This window comes from Rhodococcus sp. 05-340-2, from assembly GCF_002258915.1.
In the GTDB taxonomy this organism is placed as follows: domain Bacteria; phylum Actinomycetota; class Actinomycetes; order Mycobacteriales; family Mycobacteriaceae; genus Rhodococcoides.
Genome location: NZ_NOYU01000025.1, coordinates 54,570 through 67,494, shown reverse-complemented (window position 1 = coordinate 67,494; position 12,925 = coordinate 54,570). Strand labels below are relative to the sequence as shown.

The 12,925-nt window shown below is 66.0% G+C and carries 14 protein-coding genes; 5 read left to right on the top strand and 9 right to left on the bottom strand.

The window, feature by feature from the left end; translation table 11 throughout:
- Positions 1 to 30: 30 nt before the first annotated feature.
- The 3 genes from CH271_RS13040 to CH271_RS13030 form a co-directional block, all read right to left on the bottom strand.
- On the bottom strand, positions 31 to 1,485 hold the full coding sequence (locus CH271_RS13040; protein WP_037191574.1) for an MFS transporter: 1,455 nt from the start codon (positions 1,483 to 1,485) through the stop codon (positions 31 to 33).
- Positions 1,486 to 1,596: 111 nt separating this feature from the next.
- On the bottom strand, positions 1,597 to 2,460 hold the full coding sequence (locus CH271_RS13035) for a hypothetical protein (RefSeq protein ID WP_037191576.1): 864 nt from the start codon (positions 2,458 to 2,460) through the stop codon (positions 1,597 to 1,599).
- Positions 2,450 to 3,166 carry a metallophosphoesterase family protein gene (locus tag CH271_RS13030; RefSeq protein WP_094633977.1) on the bottom strand — a complete coding sequence of 239 codons (717 nt, stop codon included), beginning with the start codon at positions 3,164 to 3,166 and terminating at the stop codon, positions 2,450 to 2,452. The genes CH271_RS13035 and CH271_RS13030 overlap by 11 nt, the downstream gene beginning before the upstream one ends.
- A gap of 70 nt (positions 3,167 to 3,236) precedes the next feature.
- Between CH271_RS13030 and CH271_RS13025 the strand changes: the two genes are divergently transcribed.
- Entirely contained in the window at positions 3,237 to 3,830 is a 594-nt protein-coding gene (locus CH271_RS13025; RefSeq protein ID WP_094633855.1) for a suppressor of fused domain protein, read from the top strand.
- 7 nt (positions 3,831 to 3,837) lie between these two features.
- On the opposite strand, the gene CH271_RS13020 is transcribed toward CH271_RS13025, so the two are convergent.
- Complete coding sequence (locus tag CH271_RS13020) at positions 3,838 to 4,806, bottom strand: esterase/lipase family protein (protein ID WP_094633976.1); 969 nt, start codon at positions 4,804 to 4,806, stop codon at positions 3,838 to 3,840.
- Positions 4,807 to 4,944: 138 nt separating this feature from the next.
- Entirely contained in the window at positions 4,945 to 6,033 is a 1,089-nt protein-coding gene (locus tag CH271_RS13015) for a magnesium and cobalt transport protein CorA (protein ID WP_037191578.1), read from the bottom strand.
- A 57-nt stretch (positions 6,034 to 6,090) separates the two neighbouring features.
- On the opposite strand from CH271_RS13015, the gene CH271_RS13010 reads away from it, so the two are divergent.
- The 4 genes from CH271_RS13010 to CH271_RS12995 all read left to right on the top strand — a co-directional run bounded on the left by CH271_RS13010 (position 6,091) and on the right by CH271_RS12995 (position 9,280).
- Positions 6,091 to 6,927, top strand: coding sequence for a PHP domain-containing protein (locus tag CH271_RS13010; RefSeq protein ID WP_094633975.1), 837 nt, complete (start codon positions 6,091 to 6,093; stop codon positions 6,925 to 6,927).
- Positions 6,924 to 7,538 (top strand): MarC family protein, encoded by a 615-nt coding sequence (locus tag CH271_RS13005; RefSeq protein WP_094633854.1) that lies wholly within the window; start codon positions 6,924 to 6,926, stop codon positions 7,536 to 7,538. Before CH271_RS13010 ends, CH271_RS13005 begins: the two co-directional genes overlap by 4 nt.
- Positions 7,535 to 7,822 carry a hypothetical protein gene (locus CH271_RS13000; RefSeq protein ID WP_094633853.1) on the top strand — a complete coding sequence of 96 codons (288 nt, stop codon included), beginning with the start codon at positions 7,535 to 7,537 and terminating at the stop codon, positions 7,820 to 7,822. Before CH271_RS13005 ends, CH271_RS13000 begins: the two co-directional genes overlap by 4 nt.
- A 252-nt stretch (positions 7,823 to 8,074) precedes the next feature.
- Positions 8,075 to 9,280 (top strand): NAD(P)-dependent malic enzyme, encoded by a 1,206-nt coding sequence (locus CH271_RS12995; RefSeq protein ID WP_094633852.1) that lies wholly within the window; start codon positions 8,075 to 8,077, stop codon positions 9,278 to 9,280.
- Positions 9,281 to 9,359: 79 nt separating this feature from the next.
- Here CH271_RS12995 and CH271_RS12990 read toward each other — a convergent pair whose 3' ends face one another.
- From CH271_RS12990 to CH271_RS12975, 4 genes are read right to left on the bottom strand one after another with little or no spacing between them, the layout of a single operon-like run.
- Positions 9,360 to 10,052: an ABC transporter permease gene (locus CH271_RS12990; RefSeq protein WP_037191584.1), complete on the bottom strand. Its 693-nt coding sequence runs from the start codon at positions 10,050 to 10,052 to the stop codon at positions 9,360 to 9,362.
- Positions 10,049 to 10,714 (bottom strand): ABC transporter permease, encoded by a 666-nt coding sequence (locus tag CH271_RS12985; protein WP_094633851.1) that lies wholly within the window; start codon positions 10,712 to 10,714, stop codon positions 10,049 to 10,051. Before CH271_RS12985 ends, CH271_RS12990 begins: the two co-directional genes overlap by 4 nt.
- The gene (locus tag CH271_RS12980) at positions 10,711 to 11,862 is read right to left on the bottom strand and encodes an ABC transporter ATP-binding protein (RefSeq protein WP_094633850.1); all 1,152 of its coding nucleotides are present in this window, start codon (positions 11,860 to 11,862) and stop codon (positions 10,711 to 10,713) included. The genes CH271_RS12985 and CH271_RS12980 overlap by 4 nt, the downstream gene beginning before the upstream one ends.
- Positions 11,862 to 12,836: an ABC transporter substrate-binding protein gene (locus CH271_RS12975; protein ID WP_094633974.1), complete on the bottom strand. Its 975-nt coding sequence runs from the start codon at positions 12,834 to 12,836 to the stop codon at positions 11,862 to 11,864. Before CH271_RS12975 ends, CH271_RS12980 begins: the two co-directional genes overlap by 1 nt.
- Between the last annotated feature and the right edge of the window lie 89 nt (positions 12,837 to 12,925).

Genomic DNA, 12,925 nt, shown 5'->3' with positions numbered 1-12,925 from the left:
TCGGACCGGTGCGGTCGTCGTCGGTTGTCGTCAGACGCCTGGCAGTGCTCCCAGCTTCGGCCCCGACTCATCGGTCGATTCGGAATCGGCAACGACGGTCGACTCCCGATCCGGCGGGGTGCTCTTGATGGCGAGGGCCGCAAGGGCGACGACGGCGCATGCTGCAGCACCGGTGAGGAAGGCCGCGGTGTAGACGATTTCGCGGGCGACGGTCGTTCCGTCGATCGTGAACATGGCGAGCACGGTGGACAGCGTGGCACTTGCGATCGAGGTGCCGACGGTGCGCACGATCGAGTTGACGCTGTTCGCCACTCCGGTGTCCGCTGCGCTGACCTCGGCCATGAGCAGGTTGGGTAGGGCCGCGAACGCGAGGCTGACGAACAGGTTGATGACGATACCGGCGGTGATCAGTTGCCAGGTCCGATCATGGGCGAGCGCGACGAACACGAACCCGATCAGACCGATCAGAGCTCCCGCCACCAGGACCCGGCGAGGTCCGTACGACCGGATGAGACGGCCACTGACGACAGCCGCGACCACGCCCACCGCCGCGCCGGGCAGGAGGTACACGACGCTCGCTTCGAGCACGTTGGCGGTGAAGCCATAACCTGCCACGGCGCGTGGGGTCTGCACGAAGAACGAGCACGCGAGAAAATTGACGAACATCCCGACGCCGACGAAGAGCGTGGCGACGTTGGTGGCGAGCAACGGCCCGTGGGTGAGCATGCGGGGTGCGACGAGGGGTTCGTCGGTGCGGTTCTCGAAGACCCACCAGATGGTTCCCACCAGCACACCGACGACCGCGCAGCCGATGGTGGCAACCGAACCCCACCCCCACGTGCGACCCTGGGTCAGGGCGAGGAACAGCAGAAGCAGAGTCACCGCGAGCAGTGCAGCGCCCCACCAGTCGACGGAGCCGCCGCTGGTTCTCGGCCGCGAGGGAACGCCGAACCAGGCGATCGCGAGCGCGACCACGACGAACGCAACAGTGAGCCAGAACACGCGGTGGTAGTCGGCACCGTTGGCGGTCAGCAGTCCGGTCAACACCAGTCCGAACCCGCCGCCGACACCGAGTGTGCCGGACAGGATTGCCATCGACCCGACCAGTTTCGCGGGCGGCATCTCGTCGCGCAGTACGGCCAGTGCGATGGGGAACAGGGCGTACGAGACGCCTTGCAACACCCGACCGACGAGCAGCCACAGCAGTGAATCCGTCAGGGCGGCCAGCATCGATCCGGCGAGCACCACGGTCAGGACACCGACCAGGACGGGACGCTTGCCGTGCAGGTCGGCGAGCCGTCCGATCACGGGAGTGGCGATCACCGCGGCGAGGAGGTTTGCCGTCAGTACCCAGCCGGCTGCGGTGGTGCTGACCCCGAGCTGGGTGCCGATGGTTCCCACGATGGGTACGACCATCGTCTGCAGGACGGCGAGGGTCATGACGACGAAACAGAGTCCGGGCAGCAGAATGCGGCGGGTGGACATGAACGAACTACCTCGTTACGTGATGGAAGTGCACAATCGCGTGAGAACAAAAATGTTGAACGCATCTAAGTAGTTACCAGACATCGGTCGACTACGGAAACGAGAACGGGGTCACTGCGGACGGGTGGGCTTACCCAGCGCCTTCTGCCGCAGTTCGCTGACGATCTCGTCGTTCCAGACGTGTTCGCGCACCAGGCGGTAACGCTCCCGGCTCATCCAGAGGTACGCCTCGGCGTCGGTGCGGTCCTCGAGGATCTCCGCCGCGCGCACCATGCGCACCACCGGTAGGTACTCCTCACCGAACCAACGTCGCGCGACGGTACCGCGGTCGACGAATTCACCGACCTCCTGCATCAACCGGAAGCCCCATGCCTCCACCGATTCGCTCAGCTGGGCGTAATCGAACGGATCGGTCACCTGAACGGCCTCGCGTGCCTTGCCCACCAACGGCACTCGGCTGAGGAAGATGCGCCGGTGATCCTTGATCAGCAGATCGCCACGTCGGGTGATTCCTTCGGGGGAGATGCGGGTGATGATCTCGGTGACGACGGCGTCGATCGACGTTCGGTGCATGGCGAACGCGATGGAGACTCGGTGATGGCCGTCGACGACGAAGTGCATTCCGCCGATGCGATAGACCTGAATCGGCGGCATCGCTTCGCCGCGACGTTGAGCAGCCGCGAGTCGCTGCCAACGTTCGCGGATGCGCGCCGATGTCGGGCGGAAGAAGCGATCGAAGTCGCGTGTGCGATCGACGCTGCCGACGATGGTGTCGACGCGAATGACCTGCAGTCCGAGGTGACGCTCACCCACCTTGCCGAGGGCCGCGACGACCTCGTCGAACGGCAGGATGGTGTTGACGTCGTCGGGTTGACGACGCAGCCACCCGACCAGACGTGCGACGTCGGCGCGTCGGCGCTGGCGGGTGAAGTCGTTCTCCGCATCGGCGGCCGGGAATCCGGTGTCACGTGCCATGTCTGCGCCTCACGATCTTCGGTGTCTCGAAATCCGTTCTCTCGCCGCCCGGTTCGATCTCGAGAAGGGTGTATCCGACGGTGTTGATCACCGTCGCGCCGTGCAGGGTCAGATCGTCCGGGGTGTGACCGTGCGGATGAACGTGGCCGTGCAACAACAACTGTGGGGACAGTCGGCGCGTCACCTCGTCCAGGCAGTCGAAGCCGATGTGCGCGGGGTCGGTGTCGTCGCCGACGCCCAGAGGTGGACTGTGGGTGAGCAGGATGTCGACGGGCCGAAGATCCTTGCGCACGTTGCGATGCCATGCGAACGTCCGGGTCAGGGTGCGTGATCGCCGTCGCTGCTGCCGTTGGGTCCACTGATTGGGCCCACCGTTGTAGCGGATGGACCCGCCGAGACCGGCGATCCGCACGCCTGCCGCGGACACGATGCGACGGTCGACGTTGACGGCACCGACCGGTCCGGGCCAGGTGGCGGGCAGCCCGGCGCGCATCCAGCCTGCACGTCCGGCCGAGTAGCCGGTGAGGTCCGCGTCGTGATTGCCCGGCACGAACACGCACGGTGCGTTCAACGCGTCGGTGAGGTACTCGAGGTAATCGAACGGCAGGTCGCCCGCGCCGAGAATCAGGTCGACTCCGAGCGACTTCACCTGCGGACTCCACAGGGATTCGATCGTTTCGTCGGCGACTGCGAGAACGGAGACCACGGGTACGACGGTACCCACCTCCGGTGCGGTGGTACCTCCGAACGGACTTCTCGGGCATCGGTGGTGTTGGATGGGTCAGGTGAGCGACAGTGTCATTGCAGCGGTACGCGCACATCTGGTGACCGAGATCGGCGACGAGAATCCGTCGTCGGCGTCGGTGACCTTCCTCGGCCTCGAGTCGCTGGACGTGCTGAGATTCGGCGCGGACTCCGACGTGGTCCGGTACGTCAGTCTCGGCTGCTCTCGGCACCCCATGGCCGATCCCAACGAACTCGTCGCAGATCCCTCGCGCGGACCCCGCGCCGAACTGGTGCTCACCCTTCGCGGTGGGGCAGGCGTGGCGTCGGGCGTGCACAAGTCCCTGGCCGTGCTCGCTGCCTCTCCCGCGGTGGAGGGCGTCGTTCTCGTCGAGGATGCGCTGCTGGACCTGGGCGAGCCGCTGTGGACCAACGCGCCGTTCACCGCGGTGCTGCTCGGAGTCAGTGATATCGCCGATCTGACGCTGCCCGAGCCCTACGATCCGGTTTGTTTCCTCGCCGCAGTGCCGTTGACCGGTACCGAGGCGGCGTGGGTGCGGTTACGCGGTGCCGCAGCCCTGCGGGAGGCCTGGACCGAGGCAGGGATCGACGTGCGCGATCCGAATCGGTCCGCGGCCAGTCTTTGACGCCCACTCACCGCGCGTAGGTTGCCAAATCCGGTTCGGCACTGACGGAATCGTCGATCAGATGCCGAGGTACCTGGGCCAGATACTTCAGTCCGGTGATCGCCGCACGCGCGTCGTAGCGCAGGTTCGGCATCGCGGTGCTGAAACACAGGTTGTCCGAGATGCGCTCGCGCACAGCAGGTCCGTCGTGGTCGAGCGCGTCGAGGACGAGATGAAAGGCGACGTCGTCGCCGATGATGTCGAAGTGTTCGACGGGCCGCAGCGGACAGATGTCCTGGACGGCGATGTTCGCGGCTCCGGCCAGAGTGCTCGCGTGCGGTTGCGGGTAGATCAATTGGTCGAATGTCGTGAAGATCGAGGTGTAACTGGGTCCCGCGGGCAACGGACGCGCCGCCAGCGCGGTGAGGAATTTCGATCCGGTGGCGATCTGCCAATTCGCAGGCGGGCACTCCTGCGACTCGTCGCATCCCGAGCGCGCCGAGTCGGTGCCGTTGTACGGGGTGGCAAGCGAGACGAAATCCGACACCAGCGCGGGCAGGTCCGGCCAGAACGTCAACGCCCAGAGCTCGTCCAGTGGACCGTGTTGGTGACCCATCATGACGACCTGGCGACCGCTGTCGGCGGCCATGGTGCGGACTGCGTGCACCACGTACTGGGCGGCGATCTGCAGGTCGCCGTACCCCTCGTCGGGAAGGGAGAGGCTGCACACCGGTATCCCTTCGGCCGGCAGTGACTGCAGGTAATTCCAGCCGAAGGACTGCTGATCGGTGGCGAAGGCCGGTGTGAGCAGGACCGGATCGCGGGTGGCGTCGTGCAGATCGGTGGTGCAGGTGAGGGCCTCGTCGAGATCGGCCTTCGCGACGGTCAGCGGCGGGCCGGCTGGATCTGCGAGAACCGGCTGAGCCGACGCGGCCCCTGGGGCGTACGAAAAGATGATGGCCACGGCCGAAGCCAGTACCAGCGAGCGGATTCTCATCGATCCCTTCCGGATGACACTGCAGGACTTCTGCAGTCTCATCCGGGACGAACCGGTGGGTTCGTCACGTGGAAGCAGTCGGGACAATCACCAACGACCGCTCGATTCGGTTGGACATCGTCCAACCGGGCCCACCTCCTAGAGCCAGTTGTTCTTGTGGAACGTCCGCCACAGTCCGATACAGACACACAACACGACCGCGACCATCAAGTGGTAGCCGTACGTCCAGTGCAGCTCGGGCATGTTGTCGAAGTTCATCCCGTAGATGCCCGCGACCATCGTCGGCACAGCGGCGATCGCCACCCACGACGAGATCTTGCGCATGTCCAGGTTCTGCTGCATCGTCACTCGCGCCAGCGCCGCGTCGACCAGTGAGCTGAGCACCTCGTCGTACTCGGAGATGCGTTCGGCGACCGTCGTGTGATGGTCCTGCACGTCGCGCAGATACCGTCGCACGGCCTTCGGGACGCTCGGCTCCTGCACCAGACGCGCCAGCGGCGTCGACAGAGGTGTCACCGATCGGCGAAGCTCGACGACCTCCCTCTTGAGGAGGTAGATGTTCTCGATGGGCACGTGGTGGTGCGGCGAGAACACTTCCTCCTCCATGCCGTCGACGTCTCGCTCGATCGAGTCGGTCACCGCGAGGTACTCGTCGACGACGTGGTCGGCCACCGCGTGCAGGACCGCCGACGGACCGAGGGCGAGTTGTTCGGGGTTCGCTTCGAGGCGCTGACGCACGCCGGCCAACCCCGAATGCTCTCCGTGCCGGACGGTGATGACGAAGTCACGGCCGACCATCACCATGATCTCGCCGCTCTCGACGATCTCGTTGGCGGTCGTCACCGACTCGTGCTCGACGTACTTCACCGTGCGCAGCACCAGGAACGCGACGTCGTCGTAGCGCTCGAGCTTGGGCCGCTGATGGGCGTGGACGGTGTCCTCGACCATCAGCTCGTGCAGGCCGTAGCACTGGGCGATCGCGCTCATCTGGTGCTCGTCGGGTGCGTGCAGACCGACCCACACGAATCCCTCGCCGCGGGCACGCACCTCTGCGATGGCCGACGTGTGAGTGAATCTGCCGGGAAGTCGAGCACCGTCGACGTAGACCGCGCAGTCGACGATCGCGCGGGCCGTGGGCACCGGAATCCGCGGTGTCGGCTCGGGACCGGCCTTGGCCGATCGTCGATGCAGTGACGGCAGCGACGGGCGTGGTGGAAGGGACGGCATGGCGGGCAATCGTACGCCAGCAAAACGACGAGAGAGTGGGCCTGGAACACTGTGCAGGTGCTCATCGATCTCCACACCCACTCGACGGCGTCCGACGGCACCGACAGCCCGACCGAGCTGGTCCACGCCGCAGCCGAGGCAGGACTGTCGGTGGTGGCTCTGACCGACCACGACACCACCTCGGGGTGGGACGAAGCGGCCTCGGCACTGCCGTCCGGTCTCACGCTCGTGCGCGGCATGGAACTTTCCTGCACCGGGCGAGGCGAGGACGGCGAGCCGGTTCCGGTGCACCTGCTCGCGTATCTGTTCGATCCCGCGAATGAGGCGTTCGCGGGCGAGCGCGCTCGGTTGCGCGGCGAGCGGGTCACTCGATTGCGTGCCATTGCCGAGAAGATGGCGGCGGACGGTCTGCCCATCGACCCCGACGCGGTGCTGGCCTCGGCCGGAGACGCTGCCGGACGACCGCACCTGGGCCGCGCGCTGATCGACGCCGGCTACGTTCCGAACATGGATGCCGCGTTCGCCGGCCCGTTGGCGACGAGCGGCAAGTACTACGTCGAGAAGGTCGACACCCCCCTCGAGGTCGCGGTGGACATGATCGCCGCGGCAGGCGGTGTCAGTGTGCTCGCGCACGCCAGAGCTCGTGCCCGCGGTCGCATCCTCGACCTCGATCACATTCGCGAACTCGCAGCGCGCGGTCTCGGGGGAGTGGAAGTGCACCACATGGACCACTCGCCGCAGGACACCGCGGTGATGGCCGATCTCGCCGCCGAACTGGACCTGATCGTCACCGGATCCTCGGACTACCACGGCACCAACAAGACGGTGAAGCTGGGCGAATACACCACGGCCCCAGAACAATACGACCGTCTTATTGCGGCGGCACGCCCATGACATTCGACGTGACGCTCTACCTGACGGTGTTGATCACCCTGTTCGTCATCATGGACCCACCGGGCGCGATCCCGGTGTTCCTGTCACTGGTGGGCCGCAAGAGCAAAGAAGCACGCAACAAGGCCGCGTGGCAGGCACCCGCGGTCTCGCTGACCGTCATCTCGGTGTTCGCGATCGGCGGTCAGGCGATCCTGAGCTACTTGCACATCGGCATCCCGGCACTGCAGGGCGCAGGCGGGTTGCTGCTGCTGCTCATCGCGTTGTCGCTGCTCACCGGAAAGGGTGCTGGCGGCGACACCGCCGCGGAGGACGTGAACGTGGCACTCGTGCCGCTGGGGACTCCGCTGATGGCCGGCCCCGGTGCCATTGCCGCGGTGATCGTCTACGTCAGTCAGGCCGACGGTGACGTCGGTTCGTTCCTTGCAATTGCGTTGGGCATCATCACCATTCACGTTCTGTTCTTCCTGGTGCTGCGATTCTCGACGGCGCTGATCCGGCTCCTCGGGGAGGGCGGGATCTCGCTGTTGGCGCGCATCGCAGGTCTGTTGCTCGCCGCCATCGCGGTGCAGTTGATCGCGGATTCGGTTCGCGGATTCGTGGCCGGCGGATGACCGGGGCGTCGTACGGGCTCCGATTCCTGCGCGGGCTCAGCGGCATCGTCACCGCGGGACTGGTGGTACTCGCCATCGGCGTCGCCGTCACGCAGTACCTGGGCCACTCCCGCGGCTTCCCCGGTCCGGGCGGTGTCTCGGTCGCCGCGCACATCGTCGCCGCGGTCGTGGCCGTGTTCGCGCAGCGCATCGCCGATCACCGTCGCGGTTTCTCGGCTGTTCTCGGGGCGATCGTGGTGTTCGTCGTCACCGGCCTCGTCCTGTGGACACAATGGTGGCAGTAGAAGCCGTGGTGGCATAAATCTGCCCGCTCTCGACTCTGTGGTCAGGTGGGGTGGCGATGTGGCACACTGGGGCACCGACAGGGCTACAGCCCATCGCTGATCGTGCAGGCACACCCGCCTCACATGCGAGACACGCTCTCGGCAGTTTGCAGCCAGCACTGGCGCACTCCGACGGCCCTCATTTCCACCACTCACTTCGTTGACATTTCGTCGCCTTGCTGGTCGAGGTCGACAGTGCGAGGAGCTTTCACCGTGACGGCAGTCGAAGACACCGCAGCAACACACACCGCACCGGCAGGGCCGGCAGCGATCACCGACGAGGAGATCTTCGCCGGGCACCTCGGCGGCAAGCTGTCGGTCGAGTTGGCAGCGCCGCTCGACACGCAGCGCGATCTCTCGATCGCCTACACCCCAGGAGTGGCCCAGGTCAGCCGCGCCATCGCCGCCGATCCCGCGCTGGCCAAGCGATACACCTGGACCGATCGCCTCGTCGCCGTCATCTCCGACGGCTCCGCAGTGCTCGGCCTGGGCGACATCGGTCCTCGCGCATCGTTGCCGGTGATGGAAGGCAAGGCCGCACTGTTCAAGAAGTTCGCGGGCCTCGACTCCATCCCGATCGTGCTCGACACCAACGACGTCGACGAGATCGTCGACACCATCGTGCGGTTGCGCCACAGCTTCGGTGCCGTCAACCTCGAGGACATCTCGGCGCCGCGCTGCTTCGAGATCGAACGCCGCGTCGTCGAGGCGCTCGAGTGCCCGGTCATGCACGACGACCAACACGGCACCGCCATTGTCGTCCTCGCCGCGCTCAACGGGGCCGCGAAGCTGCAGGGCCGCAACACTTCCGAACTGAAGGTCGTCATCTCCGGAGCCGGGGCAGCAGGTGTGGCGTGCGCCAACATGCTCCTTCTGGCCGGCATCCGGGACGTGGTGGTGCTGGACTCGAAGGGGATCGTCTCCTCCGATCGCCTGGATCTCACCGGCGTCAAGACCGATCTCGCTGCGCGTACCAACCCCCGTGCGCTGGCAGGCGGAGCCGCCGACGCCCTGGCCGGAGCCGACGTGTTCCTCGGTCTGTCCGCGGGCAGGATCGACGAGAGCTACATCGCTTCGATGGCCGCGGACTCCATCGTGTTCGCGTTGTCCAACCCGGATCCGGAGATCCATCCGGAGGTGGCGAGGAAGTACGCCGCCATCGTCGCGACCGGACGCAGTGACTTCCCGAACCAGATCAACAATGTTCTCGCCTTCCCCGGTGTGTTCAAGGGCGCGCTCGACGCGGGTGCCCGTCGCATCACCGAAGGCATGAAGCTCGCCGCTGCCGAGGCAATCCTCTCGGTTCTCGGCGACGAGTTGGCTGCGGACAAAATCGTGCCCAGCCCACTCGATCCTCGTGTCGCCCCGGCCGTTGCGGACGCAGTTGCGGCAGCAGCGCGAGCCGAGGGCGTCGCGTAGGAAAACGGAAAGAAAACACCGGCGAACCCGGCCCCCACCCGGGCCTGTGGTTCGCCGGTGTCTTTCGTCGTGGGACGAGTCAGACCTTCGCGAGTCCGGTCGGCATCCGCCGCAGGCGACCGGTTCCCGGAACGGACGTCCACACCGCGAGGGCGAGAAGGCCGTCGACGATCAGGGTCAGCAGCGCCACCAGGATCGCGCCGACCAGCACGCGGCCGTAGTCGTAGAGCGCGAGTCCGTCGAAGATGTAGCGGCCGAGCCCACCGAGGTTGACGTAGGCCGCAATGGTCGCAGTGGCGATGATCTGCAGTGTGGTGTTACGCAACCCGCCGAGGATCAGTGGCAGCGCGTTGGGAATCTCGACCCGAAACAGCACTTGGGTTTCGGTCATCCCCATCGCCCGGGCGGCGTCGACGACGTTGGCGTCGACGTTGGCGATACCGGAGTACGTGCCTGCCAACAGCGGAGGAATGCCGAGCAGCACCAACGCGATGATCGGCGGGACCAGACCCAATCCGATCACCAGAACCAGAAACACGAGAATGCCGAGGGTCGGCAGCGACCGCAGCGCGTTGACGAGCCCGACGATGACGGCCTCACCGCGGCGCAGGTGACCGATGAGCAGACCGACCGGAACCGCGACGGCAGCCGAGAGCAACACCGCCAACAGGCTGTACCACATGTGTTCGGTCAGTCGAGTGCCGATTCCTGTGGGACCGGCCCAGTTTCCGCCGTCGAGAATGTACGAGAACGCCTCGGAGAAGAGATTCATGCGCGTGCCTTCTTCTTCGACGAGCCCGTGCTCAGCCGCGTCCACGGAGTGAGTCGACGGCCCAGCAGGTACAGGGCCGCGTCGAAGATCAACGCCAGGAACACGATCGAGATGATGCCTGCGAAGATCTGGTCGGGATAGTCGCGCTGGTAGCCTTGGGTGAACAGCTGGCCGAGACCGCCGATACCGATGACCGAGCCGACCGAGACCAGCGAGATGTTCGTGACCGCCACGACTCTGATGTTGGCGATCAGCACCGGAAGCGCCAGTGGCAGTTCGACGGTCACTGCTCGCCGCAGCGACGAATAGCCCATCGCCTCGGCGGAATCGACCACGGCGAACGGTACCGAATCGAGTGCCTCGGGCACCGCGCGCACCAGTAGCGCGGTCGAGTACACCGCAAGGGCGATCACGACGTTCAACGGATCGAGCACCGGTAGCCCGACCACCGCGGGGATGGTGACGAACAGCGCGAGCGAGGGAAGGGTGAACGCAATGCTGGCCACCGTCAACGTGATTCGACGAACCCAGCGAGTGTTTCGAATGACGGTGCCCAGCGGGATGGCAATGAGCAACCCGACCAGCAGCGGGACGAGCGAGAGATACAGGTGCGTTTTCGTGTAGCCGAGAACCACATCGAAGTTGTCCAGCAGCCAGGTCACTGTTCGGTGTCCCCGCTGGCGAGGAAGTGGTGCCGGTTGCGCTCGGAGTCCTCCGACTTACGTTGTGCAGCAAGGTGTTCGAGGATCTCCGCGCCGTCGACGCTACCCACGGCCGCTCCGGCCGAATCGACCGCGACACCGATTCCCGAGGGCGAGGAGATCGCCGCGTCGAGTGCCTGACGCAGATCGCCACCCTCGAGGAACAGCGAGCCGCCCGCTGCCGTGCTGTCGTCGATGCTCCGGCCGTCGCGCACCTTCTCGACTCCGGTCGCGTCGATCCACCCGATTGGACGGCGCTGCTCGTCGACGATGAGGACCCACTGCCCCTGGTCCAGTCGGAGGCCGTGGATCTCGTCCTGCGTCGCGGTGTGGATCGGGTGCATGGTCACCGCCTGTGCCGACCGAAACGACAGGCCACGGTAGCCACGATCGCGGCCGACGAACGACGCCACGAAAGACGTTGCCGGGGCGGCGAGTACGGTCTCCGGCTTGTCGTACTGCTGCAATCGGCCCTGGGGCCCGAAGACCGCGATGCGATCACCGAGCCGGACGGCTTCGTCGATGTCGTGGGTGACGAACACGATCGTCTTCTTCAGATCGGCCTGCAGTCGCAGCATCTCGATCTGAAGTTCTTCACGAACCACCGGGTCCACCGCGCTGAAGGGCTCGTCCATCAGCAGGATCGGCGGGTCGGCGGCCAGCGCCCGGGCCACGCCCACCCGCTGTTGCTGCCCGCCGGACAGTTGCGCCGGGTAGCGCGAGGCGAATGCCGGGTCGAGGCCGACGCGCTCGAGGACGTCGAGTGCAGCCTTGCGCGCAGCGCGACGTGATTCGCCGTTGAGTACCGGCACCGTGGCGACGTTGTCGACGACGGTGCGGTGCGGCAACAACCCGGCACTCTGAATGACGTACCCGATGCCGCGGCGCAACTTCACCGCGTCGATGTCCGCGATGTTGCGACCGTCGACCGTGATCACGCCCGAGGTGGGCGTGATCATGCGGTTGATCATCCGCATCGATGTCGTCTTGCCGCAGCCCGACGGCCCCACGAACACGGTGAACGAGTGTGGCTCGATCACCAGGTCCAGCGAGTCGACGGCCGTGGTGCCGTCCGGATACGTCTTGTTGACCTGCTCGAAAGTGATCATCAGCTGACCGGCTGGTCCAGACCCTTGTCCTTGACCCAATCCGCCGCTGCTGCCGCGGGTTCGACCTTCTCGTCACCGGACACTCGCGTGTTCAGCGCGATCAGCTCCTCGGTGGTGATCTGTGCCGATACCGCGTCGAGAACCTGAGTGAGCTTGTCGGACTGCTTGGCCGTACGCAGCACCGGAATGATGTTCTGGGCAGCGAAATTGTTCTCCGGGTCCTCGAGGACGACAAGATCGTTCTGTGCGATCGAGGGCGCGGTGGTGAAGATGTCCGCCGCGACGACCTGTCCGGAGACGAGTGCCTCGACCGTGGCCGGGCCGCCGCCGTCGGAGATCGGAATGTAGTTGCCGGGCGAGATGTCCAGGCCGTACTTGTCTCGCAGACCGGGCAGGCCGCCGACGCGTTCCTGGAATTCCGGGGTACCGGCGAAGGTCACCTCGGACGAGAACGGGGCGAGGTCGCCGATGGTGGTGAGGTTGCGCTCGGTGGCGGTCTGGCGAGTGACGACGACGGCGTCCTTGTCCTCGCCCGGTGCCTGCGCCGTCACGGTGAGGTCGTCGCCCAGTGCAGCAGGCAATGCGGCCAGGACGTCCTCGGAGGACGTGGCGGTCGCGGATTCGTCCAAGTACTGCAGCAGGTTGCCGGTGTAATCGGGGATCAGGTCGATCGACCCGTCTCGCACAGCGGGAATGTAGGCCTCACGGCTGCCGATGTTGAGCTTGGTGCTCACCTCGAAACCGTTGGCGCGCAGGGCCTCGGCGTAGATGTTCGCCACGGTCTCGGACTCGGGGAAGTTGGCCGAACCGATGATGATCGAGTTGGTGTCGCTGTTGCTCTCGCCGCCCCCGCTGGACAGTGGATCCGAATTTCCGCCGCAGGCGGTCAGAGCGGTGACCGAGAGCGCGAGTGCGGCCACGGCGGCCACTGCCCTCGGAGCGGAGAACGCGCGCGTGATTCGGGAGGTGGTCATGGTGTCCTTCCATCGGTTCGGGCACAGTCCTACCCATCTCCTGTCGACGGCCACCCGCGCTGCGGGGGCATCGAAGGAACCAGGACTCG

Excerpts from the sequence above, each read along its gene's own strand:
- CH271_RS13035 (WP_037191576.1), bottom strand. The coding sequence starts at position 2,460 with ATGGCACGTGACACCGGATTCCCGGCCGCCGATGCGGAGAACGACTTC.
- CH271_RS12980 (WP_094633850.1), bottom strand. The coding sequence starts at position 11,862 with ATGATCACTTTCGAGCAGGTCAACAAGACGTATCCGGACGGCACCACG.
- CH271_RS12990 (WP_037191584.1), bottom strand. The coding sequence starts at position 10,052 with ATGAATCTCTTCTCCGAGGCGTTCTCGTACATTCTCGACGGCGGAAAC.
- CH271_RS13005 (WP_094633854.1), top strand. The coding sequence starts at position 6,924 with ATGACATTCGACGTGACGCTCTACCTGACGGTGTTGATCACCCTGTTC.
- CH271_RS13000 (WP_094633853.1), top strand. The coding sequence starts at position 7,535 with ATGACCGGGGCGTCGTACGGGCTCCGATTCCTGCGCGGGCTCAGCGGC.
- CH271_RS13015 (WP_037191578.1), bottom strand. The coding sequence starts at position 6,033 with ATGCCGTCCCTTCCACCACGCCCGTCGCTGCCGTCACTGCATCGACGA.
- CH271_RS12975 (WP_094633974.1), bottom strand. The coding sequence starts at position 12,836 with ATGACCACCTCCCGAATCACGCGCGCGTTCTCCGCTCCGAGGGCAGTG.
- CH271_RS13025 (WP_094633855.1), top strand. The coding sequence starts at position 3,237 with ATGGGTCAGGTGAGCGACAGTGTCATTGCAGCGGTACGCGCACATCTG.
- CH271_RS13020 (WP_094633976.1), bottom strand. The coding sequence starts at position 4,806 with ATGAGAATCCGCTCGCTGGTACTGGCTTCGGCCGTGGCCATCATCTTT.
- CH271_RS13040 (WP_037191574.1), bottom strand. The coding sequence starts at position 1,485 with ATGTCCACCCGCCGCATTCTGCTGCCCGGACTCTGTTTCGTCGTCATG.